This window comes from Paenibacillus sp. FSL R7-0048 (assembly GCF_038004505.1).
GTDB classification, from domain to species: Bacteria; Bacillota; Bacilli; order Paenibacillales; family Paenibacillaceae; genus Paenibacillus_AQ; species Paenibacillus_AQ odorifer.
The window spans coordinates 1624534-1642842 of the sequence record NZ_JBBORF010000001.1; the positions used below are offsets into that span (position 1 = coordinate 1624534).

The 18309-nt window shown below is 39.9% G+C and carries 16 protein-coding genes and 1 pseudogene; 14 read left to right on the forward strand and 3 right to left on the reverse strand.

Annotated features, from left to right (window positions below; genetic code table 11):
• Positions 1-69 precede the first annotated feature (69 nt).
• Positions 70-678 carry a helix-turn-helix domain-containing protein gene (locus tag NSQ91_RS07000; RefSeq protein WP_076305688.1) on the forward strand — a complete coding sequence of 203 codons (609 nt, stop codon included), beginning with the start codon at positions 70-72 and terminating at the stop codon, positions 676-678.
• Between the two features lie 134 nt (positions 679-812).
• Complete coding sequence (locus tag NSQ91_RS07005) at positions 813-1718, forward strand: phage/plasmid replication domain-containing protein (RefSeq protein WP_076305687.1); 906 nt, start codon at positions 813-815, stop codon at positions 1716-1718.
• A gap of 251 nt (positions 1719-1969) precedes the next feature.
• On the opposite strand, the gene NSQ91_RS07010 is transcribed toward NSQ91_RS07005, so the two are convergent.
• Positions 1970-2179: a helix-turn-helix domain-containing protein gene (locus NSQ91_RS07010; RefSeq protein WP_076305686.1), complete on the reverse strand. Its 210-nt coding sequence runs from the start codon at positions 2177-2179 to the stop codon at positions 1970-1972.
• A 182-nt stretch (positions 2180-2361) separates the two neighbouring features.
• Between NSQ91_RS07010 and NSQ91_RS07015 the strand changes: the two genes are divergently transcribed.
• The 7 genes from NSQ91_RS07015 (at position 2362) to sigK (NSQ91_RS07045) (ending at position 9038) form a co-directional block, all read left to right on the forward strand.
• On the forward strand, positions 2362-3138 hold the full coding sequence (locus NSQ91_RS07015; RefSeq protein ID WP_076305685.1) for a recombinase family protein: 777 nt from the start codon (positions 2362-2364) through the stop codon (positions 3136-3138).
• Between the two features lie 235 nt (positions 3139-3373).
• Positions 3374-4609, forward strand: a complete 1236-nt coding sequence (locus NSQ91_RS07020; RefSeq protein WP_076305684.1) for an IS110 family transposase — start codon at positions 3374-3376, stop codon at positions 4607-4609.
• Between the two features lie 168 nt (positions 4610-4777).
• Positions 4778-5275, forward strand: coding sequence for a hypothetical protein (locus NSQ91_RS07025; protein ID WP_076187630.1), 498 nt, complete (start codon positions 4778-4780; stop codon positions 5273-5275).
• A gap of 80 nt (positions 5276-5355) precedes the next feature.
• A complete protein-coding gene (locus tag NSQ91_RS07030) occupies positions 5356-6324 on the forward strand; it encodes a hypothetical protein (protein ID WP_076187628.1) in 969 nt (322 codons plus the stop codon).
• 354 nt (positions 6325-6678) lie between these two features.
• Positions 6679-7002 (forward strand): hypothetical protein, encoded by a 324-nt coding sequence (locus NSQ91_RS07035; protein WP_076305683.1) that lies wholly within the window; start codon positions 6679-6681, stop codon positions 7000-7002.
• A 1148-nt stretch (positions 7003-8150) separates the two neighbouring features.
• Positions 8151-8480, forward strand: coding sequence for a hypothetical protein (locus NSQ91_RS07040; RefSeq protein WP_076305682.1), 330 nt, complete (start codon positions 8151-8153; stop codon positions 8478-8480).
• Positions 8481-9038: an RNA polymerase sporulation sigma factor SigK gene (sigK, locus tag NSQ91_RS07045; RefSeq protein ID WP_340921420.1), complete on the forward strand. Its 558-nt coding sequence runs from the start codon at positions 8481-8483 to the stop codon at positions 9036-9038.
• Positions 9039-9257: 219 nt separating this feature from the next.
• On the opposite strand, the gene NSQ91_RS07050 is transcribed toward sigK (NSQ91_RS07045), so the two are convergent.
• On the reverse strand, positions 9258-12416 hold the full coding sequence (locus tag NSQ91_RS07050) for an amidase family protein (RefSeq protein WP_081392002.1): 3159 nt from the start codon (positions 12414-12416) through the stop codon (positions 9258-9260).
• An 853-nt stretch (positions 12417-13269) separates the two neighbouring features.
• Between NSQ91_RS07050 and sigK (NSQ91_RS07055) the strand changes: the two genes are divergently transcribed.
• Positions 13270-13812 (forward strand): RNA polymerase sporulation sigma factor SigK, encoded by a 543-nt coding sequence (sigK, locus tag NSQ91_RS07055; protein WP_081392001.1) that lies wholly within the window; start codon positions 13270-13272, stop codon positions 13810-13812.
• 399 nt (positions 13813-14211) lie between these two features.
• Here the strand turns inward: sigK (NSQ91_RS07055) and NSQ91_RS07060 are convergent, their stop codons facing one another.
• Positions 14212-15177 (reverse strand): NAD(P)H-dependent flavin oxidoreductase, encoded by a 966-nt coding sequence (locus tag NSQ91_RS07060; protein ID WP_076219033.1) that lies wholly within the window; start codon positions 15175-15177, stop codon positions 14212-14214.
• Between the two features lie 248 nt (positions 15178-15425).
• Here NSQ91_RS07060 and NSQ91_RS07065 point away from each other — a divergent pair.
• The 4 genes and pseudogenes from NSQ91_RS07065 to NSQ91_RS07080 form a co-directional block, all read left to right on the forward strand.
• A pseudogene (locus tag NSQ91_RS07065) lies at positions 15426-15743 on the forward strand (sigma factor); the annotation flags it as partial.
• Positions 15744-16120: 377 nt separating this feature from the next.
• Complete coding sequence (locus NSQ91_RS07070; RefSeq protein WP_248547758.1) at positions 16121-16279, forward strand: hypothetical protein; 159 nt, start codon at positions 16121-16123, stop codon at positions 16277-16279.
• Positions 16203-17150 (forward strand): Gfo/Idh/MocA family protein, encoded by a 948-nt coding sequence (locus tag NSQ91_RS31980; protein WP_370510818.1) that lies wholly within the window; start codon positions 16203-16205, stop codon positions 17148-17150. Before NSQ91_RS07070 ends, NSQ91_RS31980 begins: the two co-directional genes overlap by 77 nt.
• A gap of 491 nt (positions 17151-17641) precedes the next feature.
• Entirely contained in the window at positions 17642-18274 is a 633-nt protein-coding gene (locus NSQ91_RS07080; protein ID WP_076098916.1) for a carbohydrate-binding family 9-like protein, read from the forward strand.
• Positions 18275-18309: the final 35 nt, after the last annotated feature.

Genomic DNA, 18309 nt, shown 5'->3' on the forward strand with positions numbered 1-18309 from the left:
TGTTGACATTCTGAGTATGGCGAAGTATAATCATCACAGCAAGACATACTAAGTATGGCGGTGAATAAGATGATAGGATTACAATTTATAGCTGACACGTTTCACATGGAGTACAAATCTGTAGCAGAAGCCATCGGGGTTTCCAAGCAAACATTTCAGGACTGGATCAAAGAAAGACGGAAGATACCTGAACCACGTCTGGAGCAATTGTCTGAGTTATTTGGGATTGAGGATCAAACCTTGTTCCAGAAGGAGTTGCTTCCATCCGAAAAGTCGGAAATTCTGATGGTTTACTTAACTAAAACAGATGAACATGAGGAAATTGAGATAACAGGTGTTGATGACGAAGGATATGAATATACAACAACAGAGCATTACTCGCATAATAGGCAGCTCGTTGACTATATCTATGAAGAGCAGAAAAAAGAACGATTGATTGAACAGTTGGAAGTACTGGTCAATGACGAAGAAAATGAGAATTTTAAACGGCTTGAAGATGTAGTTACAGTATTTCAAGAACAGAATCGCAATAAAAAGACAGCATTGGAATTGGTCTTATATTATCTCGTTCACCGGGATAACGAATGGGGAGTCCACCCAGATTACGCAAAATACGAACAGAAACAGTTCTTTGAGAAACTTGACAAGCTGTTTGAAGAAATAGGAATAAAACCTTAATGAGGTGGTGAGCACGATGAACAAGATAAATACGAGTTGAACAATAGCCTGACTCCAGCCGTGGATTGTCGTTCTTATAACATCTCCAATCTTATCCAATATTTTAGACTACTAGAAATGAAAGAAGGTTTCATATGTTTGACACTATCATACTGAAAGCAAGACCTATTCCTATTGATCCAGATATATTGAATCAATACAACGGACATTCAACTACATTCTTTAGCAAAGAAACAGGTGCATTAAACACAAGCTATACGTTAAAAGATGAAAAGTTGCCATATATGAAGTATATCGAGAATAGCCAAACACTCACAATACAAGTATCCATGCCAAAGTTTCTATACGGAGACAACGTTACGATGCTCACAGAAGCAGACATTCCCTTGTTCTTTGAACAGTTGCAAGAGAGGCTGCTCCAGCTCTTTGATGTGCATATCCCACACTCTGAATGGATAATAAGCCGATGTGATGTCTGTTGTAATTTTCAGGTAGGTAAGAAGGTCAGTGAATATGTGAGGATGCTAAGTAGGCAGCAGCTTGCTTACAAGAATACAATAGCGTACAACCAAGACCAGACCGTTGAATACCGGAACAAGAGCAGCAGAATTATGCTTTATGATAAGCACAAGCAGACTCGGAAGGAAGAAGAATCAAACGAGATTATTGAACGTTCTAAAGGTATACTGCGACTAGAAGTCCGACCTAGTGACAATGATCTGAGAAGATTCTCGCCAACGAGGAAGGCAGTAGAATTACTCCAAAAACCATTCTTTGACTATACGATGGAGAGGACACTTGCACAGATTGAGTATCCAGAGGAAGTCAGCGATATGGATTTGTCTTGGCTAATGGAGAACAGAGAGAACATCTCCAAGATTGAAATTGTTCTTGGTTTCCAGCTATTGCAAAGCAAATTTGATGAATCCGTATTAAGGCAGCTTTATACATCATCTACGTATGCCAATCGCAAAAACTTGGCAAAAAAAATAGCAATCCCCAAAGGGAACTGCCTAGATCGTCTTGCTATAAATAGCTAGAAGACACATCCTCACCGATGGACACGTTATTTTGCCGATAACGATAAAAAGTCCAACATGCTGGATGAAATAAAAATAACATAGTCTCTATTGTACTTGAAAATAAAGAGATTACAACCCCTACCTTCCGGGAAATGTTCACCATTACGATAGGAAAACACCCAGGGGTGGTTTACATCAAAAAGCATGATTCTTGTTGAGGAATAGGGTGTAGCACATCCAGCGCCCGACCCGACTTGCATTTAGACACCTTAAGCTTCCGAATCTTCAACAATCAGTTCATGGATGGAGATGTCTAGGGCATCACATATCGCTTCCAGCGTTCGGATATAGACTCTGTCTACTGAATCGGAACAGAGATGATTGATGGTTGCGTAGCGAATGTTCATTTGCATGGAGAGTTGACGTTGAGAAATTCCTTTCTCAGCAAGTATTTCTTTTAAGCGAATCTTTAATTTCATAGGAATAATCCTCCAACGTAAAAACGTACTATTAACCGTACTATATCACATTGTGTCCAATCTAGCATTGATATATACGCTTAAAGGTACTATAATTACTATATACTCTTAAGGGTATATAGCGTCGGTGTTACAGCAATTCTAATTCATGTAACGCTAGAGGTAATAGGGGAGGTAAACCTATGAATGTCATAGGATATATACGAGTTAGTACACAAGGACAAGCAAGGGATGGATATAGTCTCTCCTACCAGCAAGACGAGATTCAGTCGTATTGTGAGCAGCAGGGATGGCATCTGATTCAAGTCTTTGCAAACGAGGGAATCAGTGGAGCGAAGGTGGACGAGGACGCCTTAGAGATCGAACGTGATGGCTTCCAAGATATGCTGACTTATGTATCAAGTCAAAAAGTGGATTACGTTGTTGTACTTAACACAAGTAGGTTATGGAGAAGTGATATTGTCAAAGTCCTTGTGCATCGAGAACTAAAAAAACATAGTATCGACATTCGAAGCATTGAACAACCAACATATAGCATTTTTAAGAAAGACCCGTCTGACTTTCTAATTAACGGATTAATGGAGTTGTTGGATGCTTACCAACGGTTAGAAATTGCCATGAAGCTGGGACGAGGACGGAATAAAAAAGCATCAGAAGGTAAGTTTGCAGGTGGAGGTATCCCTTTTGGTTACAAGGGAAAGCGAGGGTCAAAGCAAATCTTCATTGACGAGCCGAAAGCATATATTGTTCAGCAATTATTCAACTTTAAAGATCAATACCCAGCTTGGTCATTATCGGCTTTAGCTGAGAAGTTAAATGAAGAAGGATTCACCACGGAACAGGGAATGAAGTTTACCAAAGTACAGGTAAAACGAATCCTAGACCATAAGGCGTTCTATCAGGGAACATATCGTTACGGACAGATTGAAGCAGATGGATTGCATCAAGCGATTCTTTAGTCAAGGAATGCAAGGAAGGTAAATAAGATATTGCTAACGTATCTTTGCGGCATAGATCGCTCGAACTGAGGATGCAAACTTATTTCACCATTGTTGTTCTATCCACTCGATTGAGTGGTTACTAATGGGGCTGGATACATACGAAAGCTAGCATCTACAGTAGCACTGATTCTTGAGTAAAATGACTCAAACTCATTAGTAACTATTCAAATCGAATATAGAGGGGCGAAGAAGAATGATAGAACAGCAGAATCTGATCTATGTAGGGGTTGACCTGCATAAACAACATCATACAGCCGTCATTATTGACTGTTGGAGCAAGAAGCTAGGAGAACTTAAATTCGATAACAAACCGTCTGCCTTTCCATTGCTCATTAAAGAATTGAAAAAATACACCGAAAAAGGTTTATCCGTTGTTTATGGACTGGAGGATGTTGGTGGTTACGGCAGAGGATTGGCTGTTTATCTCAAGGACAATCATTGCTGGGTGAAGGAAGTGAACGCAAAACTCGCCAACGCCAGAAGACAGAGCCATGTGACCGTTCAGAAGTCGGATAGCTGGGATGCTGAATGTGTCGCCAAGGTATTAAGAGACGAACTGGAGCGTCTACCTGATGCGAAGCCCATTGATCTATTCTGGGCGATTAGTCAGCTTGTCACGCAACGAAGATGGTTTGCTAAAAATTTAACTGGAACGGTAAAGAAGCTACATCAGCAGATTAGCTATCCGTATCCAAGTTATAAAAGGTTCTTCTCGGAAGTGGATGGTAAAACGGCACTTGCCTTCTGGGAAGCATACCCTTCTCCACATACCTTGAAGGACATGTCGGAGGAACAATTAGCTGGTTTTTTACGAAGCCATAGTAATAATGGACTGTCGCATAAGAAGGCTATTCAAATTCTTGCACTTATCGAAGGTGATGGGGATACGTATCGGGATTTCCAGACTTCACGAGATTCGGTAGTAATCAGTCAAGTCAAGACTGCTAAATTTCTTAAGGAGGAAATGGCTAGGGTAGAGGGAGAGATTGAGCAATTGATGAAGCAGCTTGGCTTCCAGCTTGAATCTATGACAGGTATAGAGGTGGTAACAGCAGCGCAGCTTGTGGCAGAGATCGGAGATATACACCGATTTTCATCCCCCGATAAACTCGCCCGATTTGCTGGCATTGCACCTGTAACTGTAGGATCAGGAAACAAGTCACGAAACTTCAAGAGTAAGCAAGGCAATCGAGAATTGCACGATATTATCAAGAGCCTTGCGATTCGTCAGATCGGTGTCATTCGTACCAAGAGAGAACCGAAGAATGCCTTTTTTCATTCATACTATGAGCAAAAGATAGCAGAAGGAAAAACCAAACAACAAGCCGTTGTATGTTTAATGAGGAAGTTGGTAAACATCATCTACGCCATGATGAAGAAAAAGTCAGCATACGTGATGCCGAATACACCTGTACGGCAAGCAGGGTGATAGAATTGGTGGTGATTGGGAGTATGTTCTCGGTTGCCACCTTCTTTATTAAAAGTACGCTTTATAAACTAGGATACGTATGAGGGGCAGATTGATAATCCACTGAGTTTGAACCTGTATACGTATGTGCATAACAACCCGATACGTTATAGTGATCCAAGTGGTCACATGATTTTCGAAGAAACTCCGGGGTCTTATTATGCACCTGAAAAAATAAAAAGGATGGATTTGGAAAGCCCTAGTTATTGGCAGGGCGTGAAAAAGCGTGCTAGTGGAATAAGAAGTAAAGCTAAAAGACTGAATTTATTCGGCGAACTCGCAAAAGCCATAGTTGAACAAGAAGCAAAATCAGTAGTATCGGATATGATTTGGTCAGATTTGAGTTCTACTCAAAGAGGAGAAATGATTGAAGAGATTTTAGCAGAATATGATTATAAAGATATGTATCAAATAGGAAGTGAAAATGGGGGGTACCTTCCAGTAATTGATTTTGTAACAAATGATCGCCAAATTATAAGCCTCAAAACAATCGACCCTAGGAGTTACACGGCAAGTAGTTTAAATAGTACCCTATCTCAATATCTAAAGGAATTGAACAGTCTTGATATATATAGACAAAGCTTATGTTACTCTAGACAGAAGGCGATTAGATATTGTTGTTCCTAAAGGTACGAAAGGGATGATAGATCTAAAATCGCTACTTGACAAAGCAGGGGATACTAAAATTTATATAAAGGAGTTTTAAAATGTCTCAAACACAATTACGAATTATATTTGAAAGTAAATATCTGAGTTTAGAAAATGTATTAAATTGGATAAGGAACGCTCCTGGATTTAAAATAGAACATTTTATATCAGATTTAGTAACTAAAGGGAATGTTTTGGATTATAACGAAAAAGACTTTTCAAATTGCTTTACAAAAGAGATGAGTAAAAAAGCTCCTGTTTTTATAACGTTACTTGACTTAAATGGCAATAAAATTATGCTTAATAAAGGGAGAGATGCGGCATCGCTAATCATTAATCTTAGTAATATAACTAGAGTAGAACTACAGGATTGGATCGCATATACAGATGGTTTTTTTGAAGATAATATTGGAATTGTAGCTTGCATTTATCCTGAAGATGATTATTTTTGGCAGCAAAATACGGATTTATGGCAATACGAGAAATACGGAAGACCAGTCGATGAGCTGAAATTGCAGAATATAGATAGTGCTACTGTTATGATTGACCCTACATCTCTCCCAGGAAATTCTTTATATGTAAATGATATTTGGTTTGGTTCTACATGGATGATGTGGTTTGGTCCTGATTATTTTCAGTTTATCCCACAAGAGCGTTTACTTGAATTTGATCAAGCTTATAAAGTAAAAATACTAAGTAATAATACAGTAGTTTTTCAGCTATTCGAAGAATTCGAAGAAGTCCAAAAAAAAGAATCGCGTAATATTCAATGGGCTTTTAGGAATTACTTTAGAATCAATGAATTAGTAAGTACTTTGCGTCAGAATGAAGTCAGAAATAAGAGTGGAAATCCAGATCCTGCTATTGAAATATTCAATACTAATTGTACACATGGGGGAGTACGTTTAGTACGTCTATATTTAGATATCTATAACAAAAGCGTGCCTCGATCACAAGCAAAGCAACAGGTATCATACGAACTGGATTCCAATGGAAATACCCTTTGGATAAGTAAGATTGATATATAAAGTTCCCTTTATGCAAATGTGGTTTGATGCATTCCTTTAAATAAACTATATATTTTTCTCGAAAAAAATGAGTTTTTTATAATCTATATGTTGAGCCACATGTGAGTACATACTCTATGTGGTTTCTTTTTGAGTGCTGATTGAAACTTCCCCCTTGCAATGAAACTCACCTAGCTCATCTGTGATTGGATTATAAAGTAATATACAAGGTAATGAAAACTGGTATTATCAGGAATGGAATGCAAATGAGTATACGAATCTGAAGTATAAGAATGGATATTGGAAAGAAAGTATTCCGTATACACTAATAAATAAAGATATTCACCATCCAGCCGAAATCGATTCGGTGAGGACATGGATAGCACCAAAGTCAGACTCATTCGAGTAACAGGTAATATTGCCAATGCTGAGATAAACGGTGGAGACGGAGTAGTGGCTACGGTATTAAAAAAGACTATTTCATACTATGATAATAAATATGATCAGATTTCCTCAATTACAAGAAGCATTACGCAGCATGCATTTGAGAATGGAAATAAAAGAACAGCACTAGATACTTTAAATATGTTGCTTAAAGATTTTAATCTAAAGAGTCCTTTAACAGATTCGCAAAAATCTAATCTAATAAATAACATGGCGGAAGGAGTTATTAAAGATGTATCAGATATTTCAAGATAATATAAAAATATGTTTGAAGTATGATGGAGAAAGGAAGAATAATTTATTTACTGTAATGATAATTGATAAAGATGATCTTAAAATTCGGTATCAAGAGATTCCGATATTCCATACGAGGTATTGCAAATGTTAATAAAAGAGTATGGCATTATTGTTTCAGAAGAAATAAATAAATTATTTTTTGATATTTTTATGAAATTGAAAACTGAATTGAATTGGATAAGTTTATGAATTCTGAATATGTATTTATATATACGTCAGAATTAAAAGCACAAATTGTATACTATATATCTATAATTAGATGTGAGATTAATTGTAACTATACAAGCACTGATTTAAATCAACTATTTAATTTCATTATGAAAATTCGAACAACGTAAGTGTTGAAAAAGTCTATAACGAAAACTTTGAAACTGGAAATTGGTAATGTTAACTGGACCGTAACAGCATATGCTGTTACGGTCGTATTGTATCGAGAGTCTTAATTCCGCAAGAAAATGGGTTGCGCCTATGTCAGGATTTATTCGAATAGCTGAATGTGGCCAAGAATACAATGGTTGCTGGAGACAGTGTAATCGTAAAGGTGTGAAATAATAATACTCAATTATATTCACAAAAATTGACCTACAATAACACAATGGGTTTTGAAGTAGGTGTAACGGTAGAATTTATTGCAGCAGATTCAATCTATTTCATCGTTAATAAAAATGGTACCAATGCTTTTTATGGAAGAAGTTGTAATTTAATTCTTGCATACTCAATCTACGTATTATTTAATATGGGGCATTCATTTCGGTGGTTCAATATTGATAGATGATGTCGAATTCAAAAAAATATAATTATAGAATTTAATATAAAATCTTGGTTTTTTATTATTCGATGTCTTTGAGATGAGGAGAGTTTCAATGTCGAAACGTATGGCTTTAATTATATAGGGGAATAAAGATGAAAAAATCTCTGAAGTTTATAATTTTGGCTGCATTAATACTATGTATTCATTTTCAGTTGCTCGATCAGAGAGCCATCGCGGCTCAGTATAGACATCAAATTACCACAATTCAAATGGAAGACTAGTATATTCTTTTTCGAGTCCAGGGAACTACTACTTTTCATACGATCGAAACGGAAATATTCTAGAGAAAACGGCATTGAGTAATATCTTGGTTAGAACGGATGATCTTAACAACTTGGATCAAACGTATTATCACACCAATTCGTTATATTTGGATGAGAGTAATGCGGCGTATTTTGATAACGATCATTCACGGGCTGCGAGAACTATGCTTACTGATGATGAAATTGTGTGGAAGCAAACAGGTTTAAAAGTGTTTCAGGCGATAACCTATTCAAATAAAGAAAGTAATTACTTTGATTACTTTACCTCTGTTAATGGAATAGATTGGGATAAAGCGTTTCCGACAGTTACTGTATCTCAAGGCTCGGGGGGGGGGGCTAAACATTCACTACAAGCATCTTAAATAAGACTTCTAAGAAAACCAGATGATCTTACATCGTATCCTGTCCATAACCTCAAGAAATTCGACAACACAGGTGAAGACATGGAGGACCTCATCTCCATCGGCACCATCGGCCTGATTAAAGCTATTGAGAGTTATCGTCCAAACAAAGGAACCAAACTAGCCACATTTGCTGCTCGTTGTATTGAAAACGAAATCCTGTTGCACCTGCGTTCGCTCAAGAAAACACGTAAAGACGTATCCCTGCATGATCCAATTGGGACGGACAAAGAAGGTAATGAAATTACTCTCATCGATATCCTTGGTTCGGAAGCGGATGATGTTATTAAAGAAGTGGATTTGAAGATCGAGAAGAGTAAGATTTATCGTAATCTTGATATTCTGGATGACCGGGAAAAAGAAGTTGTGGTTGGGCGGTTTGGATTGGATACAGGCGGGGAAGAGCGGACGCAGCGGGAGATTGCTAAGGAGCTTGGCATTTCGCGGAGTTATGTTTCGAGGATAGAAAAAAGGGCGCTCATGAAGCTGTATCATGAGTTTTATAAGGCTAAGCGGTGAGACTGATGACAATTACACAGTAATAATCCATTAATAATAAAACTTGAAAAGCGACTTGTCTACGGATGAGTCGTTTTTTGTGTGGATAGGGTTAGCCCTACTTATGATACGGTTCATCGCACTATCTGTAACGGCAAGTTATAAGGCCATCCCTTTCGGGATGGCCCTTCCTGTAAACGTGGTTACTCGAGTACTCTGTCATTTTTAATTGAATTTCTTTTAATTAGTAGTTTCTAGTAATCTGGAAACAATTGCTGCAAACTCTGCTCTAGTAATATCTTTTTCAGGCTTAAATGTACTGTCTGCGTATCCTGTAATAATATTATTGGATGCGAGTGCATCGATGAAATCATAATACCATGCATTTCTTTTAACATCTTTGAATGATGTGTTTCCAGTACCAGTTAGCTTAAAAGCTCGAGTGATTAGTACCGCTAATTCACTACGGCTAATCTTCTCATTTGGACGGAAGCTTCCGTCGCTATATCCGTTCATCAAGCCTGATCTAGCAGCTGCACCAATAAACTTATTCGCCCAATGAGTTGGAGATACATCTATAAAGTTACTTTCTTGTCCTTCAAGTCCCATATAAGTTGCAATTACTTTAATTGCTTCGGCACGAGTCAAACCTGAATTTGGGCGGAATGTTCCATCGGAATACCCCGTCAATAATCCCTTAGCAATTAGTGCGTCAATGCTTGTTTTTGCCCAATGATTCATTGTATCTACAAAACTAACAACTTTCGGTTTATCTGCTGGTATTATTGTTTCTGCAGGTGACGGTGTTTCTATAGGCGTTGTTATTGCTGGAGGTGTCACCGTACCTCCTCCAGTATTTGGATGGGTTGGTCCATTATCTGTGTTTGGATCAGGATTAGTAGAGTTTGAAACGTATTGAAGTGCTGGAGCAAATGTTGTAAGTAGTCTAGCTTGACTTTGTTGCTCAAGAGCGTAGCTCATGCCTAAAACTTTTGCATCGTCCCATGCTCTACCAACCAGTTGCATAGAGATAGAATATCCGCTGTCATTCGTTCCTACAGGAACAACTACCGTAGGTAGACCCATAGTAGAGGTTAATACGCCTGTGTTACGGTCTGAACTTAATTGAGAAGCTGCTGCGTCATTGTTATATACGTCGCTAATAAAACCTGCATAAACAACAGCATCAACACCATTCGCGTCCATCCAGCTTTTAATAACTTCCTTATAGTCGGTTCTATACTTAATGTAATCTTGTACAGCTTGTTCAGTCATACGAGTTGGAGTACTATATCCTCTTTGATTATAGATAAGCACCTTATCTGAAGCTAGTACACTTGCTCCATCAATATAAGGGAAGTCCTTATGCAACTCAATATAACGTGCCCAACCTTCAGTAGATCCATTAATACCAGAAGGACGACTAGGGCCTGATGGTACAGCTGACATTTCAACCATAGTCGCACCCGCTGCTTGAAGCTCTGAGAACTTATCCATCACTGCCTGTCCAGTATCATCATCAGCATATGCAGATACAAAGGATGCAGGAATGTATCCAATTTTCTTTCCTTTCAATGCATTAACATCCAGAGATTCCTTCCAATCCACTGGACGCTTATGATCTGCATCAGCAGTGACTGTGAAAATATCCTGTGGGTCCGTACCCGTTGTAGCATTCAATATAATGGCTAGATCAGTTACTGTTTTAGCAATGGGACCTGCATAATCTTGTCCCCAAGTGAGTGGCAGTACACCTGTAGTACTTGCCATACCGTCTGTACCCCGGAAGCTTTTTAAGCTAGCGCCTGTAGTTGGTGCATATAGAGATACCCCTGTTTGCGATCCCATTGCTGCTGCTGCAAAATCAGCTGCAACAGATACTGCAGACCCGCCGCTTGAGCCAAAAGATGTTTTCGATGGATAGAGTGCATTCCATGTTTGCTGCCAGCCGCTTTCACTAAAGCTTCCGCTGTTAGCAAACTCAGAAGTATTTACTTTACCAATAATTACAGCTCCAGCTTCCCTCAGTTTTTTCACTTGGAATGCATCAGAATCAGGCTGCCAGCCTTCAAGAGCTTTACTGCCACCGGTAGTAGGCATATCCTTTGTATCATAAATATCTTTTATCGCAATTGGAATACCCAATAAATCACCTTTTACACCTTGGGCACGGGCATCGTCAGCAGCTTTTGCTTGGTTAAGCGCAGTTTCAGATACATGCAGGAATGCATGGAATCCCAATTGTCCCTCATCGTATACCTTGATTCTATCTAAATAGGCTTGAGTAATTTGTACAGAGGTAGTTTTGCCAGTAATCATATCCTGCTGCATTTCTGCAATTGATTTATTCTTAACATCATACGGCGATGAAGTTACTAATTCTTTAGGCGCAGGAGCATTTGGTATAACCAGATGATCTCCAGTATCAAGTCCCTCTATAGCAGATATATCCCAGTTGCTAATTGACCGAATTTGTGCGTTTGTTAATCCTGTTACATCCAGCAGACTATTAAGTCCATCTAGCATAGCAACCAGATTTTTCAACCCTTCTTCACCAGCTTCTCCAACTTGTACATAATTTACTAGGGATTTCGATTCGCCCGGGCCAATATTTAGTGAATTAATGAACCCATAGAAATTCGCTTCATTTCCATACTCAGCTAATGGTATTGTGAATGGATCCTGTTGCTGATTACCTAGACCGGTTAATCCATTATCAAACGGCTTTGGAGATCCCACTGCAACGCCTAACGGCTTATTGTTTTTGGCGCTACTATCTACAACAATCCATGAATCATCTGTAGTTACCTTTAGATCGCCTGAATAGGTTGCCTTAACTACTGAAGCATTTGTTGTTGTACCATATCCTAAAGAGCCACCGAATGATACATCAACTTTTATTGCCACATCATTTTTATTAGTGAAAGTATCAAAGAATCTCGTTCGATTATGAATAGTATCCACATACACCTCACGTGTTACAGTTACATTTCCTAGATTTACAGATTGAGCCGAAGTAAACTTATTAACGCCGTCATATTTCAAGTCAAACCCACGCATCATTTGACCATTCATCAGTGGAGCTGAAGGCGAGGACACTTTAACAAAGATATTGCCGAAACCTTGTACTTGTGTAGAACCAACTGTACGTAAACTTCCTGTGTCTAAGCTAGGAGCAAAAACATCGTGAATCTCCCATACTGTGCCACTTTCTGAAGTAACTCTAGTTAAAGCGTCAGCTGTTTGGAACGGAATTACACTCGTAGCAATAACAGATAACACAATTGAAGTAGCTATAAATTGCTTTTTACTCCAATTTTTTTTTGCTGGTGAATATTCAGATCGGGTGGAACCAGAATGCTCTCTTTTAGTTTCACGTAGACGTTTGAACTTATTCATGTGCGTAATCTCCTTTTCCTGTATGTATTTTATTATTTAATGTTAGGAAATATAACACTAGTATTTGTTTCAGTCAATGAATATTATGAATTTAATATATTTTGAGTTTGAAAAAAGGGAAAAACGGCTCTTTTAATTATTCTGTGTAACGTATATGTAAACTGTTTCGTTAAATAAATTACAATTTATGATAGGTTTTGGAGAATCTATAGGATATTGAGTATCATCATCCGGCTGCATCACCAAAAACCTTGAATTTCACTTATCTCTATGTGAATTTGACGAAATCAAAAAGAAAAGGAACAGCTAAAAATTAACGGAGAATATTATGTTTTTCATTTCATGAAAGTGGAAGATTCTATATCGGAGCATGGCATAAAACAGAATCACTGATGATTCCAGATGCATAGCCGCAAGATCACTAATGGGCATCCTGAAAAGAGTAAAGTATCTGCTGGGAAAGAAGCCATAAGAATAGCCAGGTAGTGTATCTGGAATAAGTGGGATTTCATTGTGGAAACCACTTTAGCGGGTGGTAACGTTATAAGGCAGATGAGGATGCAAAGGAACAAGGCTTTGAAATTATTGTGTTTTATGTGGAACTAGCAGATGTTCGGCTAAATATTGAATGTATTGCTCTACGTGTGAAAAACGGTAGCTATCATATTGAAACCGAGGATATTATTAGACTCAATTTAACAAGTGTAATACTCTGACATCTCACTTAGAGTTAATTGATCAAGTAAAGTGTTATTTAAATGGATTACCAGGATGTACACAAGAAATCAATCGGAAACTACAAATTAAATATAATGTGCAAAAGGAAACCAATTCGAATCAGAATCGATCGTAATTGGTTTATTTTTTGACATCACATCGTGCCCATAACCTCAAGAAATTCGATAACACTAGGGAAGACATGGAGGATCTGATCTCCATTGGCACCATCGGCCTGATTAAAGCTATTGAGAGCTATCGTCCAAACAAAGGAACAAAGCTAGCCACATTTGCAGCACGTTGTATTGAAAACGAAATCCTGATGCACCTGTGTTCGCTCAAGAAAACACGTAAAGACGTATCCCTGCACGATCCAATTGGGACGGACAAAGAAGGTAATGAAATTACACTTATCCATATCCTTGGCTCCGAAGCTGATGATGTCATTAAAGAAGTCGATCTGAAGATCGAGAAGAGTAAGATATATCGCAACCTAGATATTCTGGATGACCGGGAGAAAGAAGTTGTGGTGGGTAGGTTTGGGCTGGATACAGGTGGAGAAGAGAGGACACAGCGGGAGATTGCTAAGGAGTTGGGGATCTCGCGGAGTTATGTTTCGAGGATAGAGAAGAGGGCGCTCATGAAGCTTTATCATGAGTTTTATAAGGCTAAGCGGTAAACTCATAATCACAAGGTAGTATCCGTTAACCGGCATACATAGAAAGCTTCAAGGACCATATTAGAATTTTTTAGAGAAGATATAGTTCAGCGAATTTTTGTATTAAACCAACTCATAAAAATACATGAGAAAGGGAGAGGGAAAATTGTTAAGTGGTGCTCTGAAGAGTACATATATCCAGTCATCTTTTGCGATTGGGCTTATTGCATTTTGGCTGTGAAGATATTTAGCTGTTGTTGCAATTAAAAAGAAAGGTACGGAAATCTTTGGTTAATACAACACAAAAGCTTATTAAATATAACTAAATTTGAGTATCAAGCGAAATAAAAAAACCACTTATGCTCGGAAATCCCAAGCTTGCTTAAGTGGTTAATCGTGCTTTTGAATCTTATAACAACCTTAAGTTGTCGGGTTCAATGCCCCTTGATACTCATCCATTAAATTGTCGATAATCTGCTGTACGGACAAAATCTCTTTAATCTCATGAACTCTGGACCCAGCAAAAACCAATCCGTTCTTAACATCTCCTCTAAGGGAAGTGAGCAGGGATTCCATTGTACAGAAGCGATGTGAACAAACCTTTAGACAATTATAGCATTTGACTATCTTTAATTTGGCATCATCACTGATCCGGTCCGTAAAATCATTCCGAATCGCTCTACCTTCTAGACCCACAGTAGACTTGATTAGGACAGTATCTCCTTGCTGAGCATCTACATACTTTTGCTTGAAGGCTAAGGGAGCATCACACTCAAGGCTAGCCACAAAACGGGTACCCATTTGAACACCAGATGCGCCGATCCGAAGGGCTTTTGCGATATCATCCCCTGTTAGAATTCCACCCGCAGCAATAACAGGAATCGAAACGGCCTCTAAGACTTCAGGAAGGATATCAAACATGGATCTGTCTGTACCTAAATGGCCTCCAGCTTCGAACCCTTCCACAACGACTGCGGAGGCACCAAGTCTTTCGGAAATTCGGGCTAATTTGGCGGATGAAACAATAGTTACGACAGGAGTACCATATTCTTTACCCCAAGCATAAATATCTCTAGAAATTCCGGCTCCGGAAATAATAAAGTCAACCTTTTCCTCCAAAGCAATCTTCATTTTTTCGGCAAAGTCCTTCACTGCGAATAGTACATTCACACCGATGTAGCCATTTCCTTTAGAGAGTTCTCTTGTTTTGCGAATATGCATTCTCAGCTCATCAGGAGTAATCCCTGTACCAGAGATGGTGCCGATCCCGCCTGCATTGGCTACAGCAGCGGCTAGTCCACTTAAGGATATGCCTACACCCATTCCACCTTGAATAACAGGAACTCTCGATTTAATATGTCCGAATTGGATTGTTGGAAGTTTCAATTACACACCTCTTTTGCAAGTTGTTGACATTATTAATACTCCTCTAGAGTAATAAGATATATCGTAACACAGCTAATTCTTTCCCGGATGTGACTGTAAACATGCTCAAACTATGTTAAATATCATGTCTTTCAACTGTTAAGTTGTTGATATCAAGTGAAAATTTAAGAAAACGAAGTGACTATTAAAAAAAGGACAATGAATAACAAAAAAAAGAGCCATCCATCCGGTAAAACCTTCATACTTCTATCAACGCATTTCTATCAAGAAAGTGGATTTTGACATCGTATCGTGTCCACAACCTCAAGAAATTCGATAACACAGGGGAAGACATGGAGGATCTGATCTCCATCGGCACCATCGGCCTGATAAAAGCTATTAAGAGCTATCGTCCGAACAAAGGAACCAAACTAGCCACATTTGCTGCTCGTTGTATTGAAAACGAAATCCTGTTGCACCTGCGTTCGCTCAAGAAAACACGTAAAGACGTATCTCTGCACGATTCGATTGGGACAGACAAGGAAGGTAATGAAATTACACTTATCGATATCCTTGGCTCTGAAGCTGTATCATGAGTTTTATAGGGCGAAGCGGTGAGGATATTAGATAATAACTTAAGATTCACTATAGAGTGTTTTAAAAGCGACTTGCAAAAAGGGAGTTGCTTTTTTATGTGCGCCCAGCATTGGCGATCTATAGGGTTGAAGTTCCGCATACATCGTACAAAAATGGCAGACCTTGCGGCAAGCGATAGAAGAAAGAACCTATGAACCGAGTCCCTCCCCTACATAGAATTAGAAGGAATAACGGAATCGTGCAAAAAGTAACTTTCTTTGCTAAATAAAAATATCCATCATTCTTATATAATAAAGGTGACAAGGTATCATAACAAGGAGCTTGGATCAACATAAAATAACCTCCGCGAGTGAGAAGGATAGGATGGATGCATCATGAAAAGGTACGGGGCGGTCGTGATAGGCTGCGGTTATATGGGCTCTCTCCACTTGGACGCGATATCACGACAGGTGCGGGTCCGGTTGATCGGCGTGGCGGATTGGAACCGGGACAGGGCCTCCTTAGTGGCAAGCCAATACGGAGCTGAGTGTTGGAGCACGGATTACCGGGTCTTGATAGAGCGTGATGATGTGGATCTGGTCATTATCGCCACGTACCCGTCCTCCCATCTGGGGATCGCAAAAGATTGTCTCGCTGCAGGGAAGCATATCCTATGCGAGAAGCCGATGGCGGGCAATGCACGGGAAACACAGGAATTCATGAAGCTGGCCCGTGGAGCTAAAACCAAGGTGCTGATCGGTCACATCCTTCGCCATAACACTACGTACCAGGCGGTTATGAAGATGATCCGGGAGGGCGCCATCGGCTTCCCTTTGGTCATCCGGCTATCCCAATTGAAGCCCTCCAAAAATTGGGTTTCCCACTTATCCCTGCTCCGGGACGTCTCGCCGATCGTGGATTGCGGCGTCCATTATATCGATGTGATGCGTTGGGCTACAGGGGCGGACGTAGTAAGCGTCAATGGGATCGGGCAGCGTCTCTACGAAGAAGTCCCGCCGTATACTTACAATTACGGACTCATGACCCTCCGTCTGTCGGACGGCTCCATCGGCTACTTTGAGACAGGGTGGGGCAAGGGGCTTCCGACTGATAACCGGAAGGAATTTATCGGACCGGCAGGCCGGATTCGCATCATATACAAGAACGAACGACCGCGAGAGGATCAGCATCTGGGGAATCTGATCGAGGTCGAAGACTACCAGAAAGGAGCGGTCCGGCAGATCAATATGGACTTCTCCGTAAAGCCTACGGGTGCCCAGCTGGACTATTTCCTGTCCATGCTGGAGAACAACTTGCCCCCTATACCGGCAATGGAGGAAGCCTGCCGGGCGATGGAGATCGCTCTCTTAGCCGACCGGGCGATCCATGAAGGAATTACGTTACCTTGCGCGAAATAAGGGTTGACCAACATGGTGATGGTAACAGGGGATGAACCGGTGCATGGTGTACACCTGCTGAGGAATAAATTGTCCACACCCATGCAAAGTACGGCAGCCGACATCAGTCAGTCGAACTGAGGGATGTATACGGTGCCGTCGGGTACCACCCGCTGGATCATCAACGGATTGCAGGGCTAGTAAGCTCCGGAGCCATATTCCGGGAGGTTCCATTCGGCGAGGTGAAGGTAGATTTCGACGCATTGCAGGAGAACACGGATACGGGGGGATCTGACCATCGATCGGGAAGTGGGGGATGCGCCCGAGGGGATATAGAGTGTGCAGTTCCATCATCCGCCAATACAGGTAACGGCAGACGGCCGTGCGAAATTTCGGGGATCGAGACTGCGTATTGGAAAACCGGTAAGTCGCGGGTCTAAATAATCAAGTTAATTAATAGGGTTGTTTTGCTGTGTTAGCCTAGTGGGATTTCCAACCGAAGGGAATGAACCATGGAAAGAAAATTAGAAACCTTAGTGATTTCCCGCCTGATAAATCAGACGGATGTTTCAGTTACAGAAGATTTCCAGATCATTAAACAGTATCAATGGCTTAAAGGATATAACCCGGTCGTTACAGCAAGATTAAATTACAGTCAGGAGGATCTGAAGCTTCAGTTTAAGGTTTACGAACAGAATCCAATACGAACATATAGAAACATGAATGATCCTGTGTATAAGGATAGCTGCATCGAGTTCTTTTTTCAGCCTACTCCGGATTCGGACCAGCGCTATATGAATTTCGAATTTAATGCGAATGGCGCAATTCTCTTGCAGATAGGAGCGGATCGGTATGATCGCTTCCCAATCACTATCAATCCAGCACTTTTCCAAGTCCTATCCACCACGGATCAGATTAATGATAAAGGGGAAGCGTATTGGGAATTAAGCTTTTCGATCTCATGGGCATGGGTACAATCTTATTTTTCGGATTTTCGGGCAGTGCCGGGAAAAAGGATAAGAGGAAACTTTTACAAGTGCGGCGATGAAACGGTTTATCCGCACTTTGGAACATGGAGCAAAGTTCATTCGAACAAACCAGAATTTCATAGAAGCTGTGATTTTGGGATTCTGTACTTAGAGTAACTGCGAAATGCAGGTTAATGAATAACTTCCAAAGC

What these genes read in the sequence shown, in the direction of transcription:
- NSQ91_RS07050 (WP_081392002.1), bottom strand. Translation starts at nt 12,416, where the DNA reads ATGAATAAGTTCAAACGTCTACGTGAAACTAAAAGAGAGCATTCTGGT.
- NSQ91_RS07035 (WP_076305683.1), top strand. Translation starts at nt 6,679, where the DNA reads ATGGATAGCACCAAAGTCAGACTCATTCGAGTAACAGGTAATATTGCC.
- NSQ91_RS07020 (WP_076305684.1), top strand. Translation starts at nt 3,374, where the DNA reads ATGATAGAACAGCAGAATCTGATCTATGTAGGGGTTGACCTGCATAAA.
- NSQ91_RS07030 (WP_076187628.1), top strand. Translation starts at nt 5,356, where the DNA reads ATGTCTCAAACACAATTACGAATTATATTTGAAAGTAAATATCTGAGT.
- NSQ91_RS07010 (WP_076305686.1), bottom strand. Translation starts at nt 2,179, where the DNA reads ATGAAATTAAAGATTCGCTTAAAAGAAATACTTGCTGAGAAAGGAATT.
- NSQ91_RS07005 (WP_076305687.1), top strand. Translation starts at nt 813, where the DNA reads ATGTTTGACACTATCATACTGAAAGCAAGACCTATTCCTATTGATCCA.
- NSQ91_RS07080 (WP_076098916.1), top strand. Translation starts at nt 17,642, where the DNA reads ATGGAAAGAAAATTAGAAACCTTAGTGATTTCCCGCCTGATAAATCAG.
- NSQ91_RS07070 (WP_248547758.1), top strand. Translation starts at nt 16,121, where the DNA reads ATGCATCATGAAAAGGTACGGGGCGGTCGTGATAGGCTGCGGTTATAT.
- NSQ91_RS07000 (WP_076305688.1), top strand. Translation starts at nt 70, where the DNA reads ATGATAGGATTACAATTTATAGCTGACACGTTTCACATGGAGTACAAA.
- NSQ91_RS07015 (WP_076305685.1), top strand. Translation starts at nt 2,362, where the DNA reads ATGAATGTCATAGGATATATACGAGTTAGTACACAAGGACAAGCAAGG.
- NSQ91_RS07025 (WP_076187630.1), top strand. Translation starts at nt 4,778, where the DNA reads ATGATTTTCGAAGAAACTCCGGGGTCTTATTATGCACCTGAAAAAATA.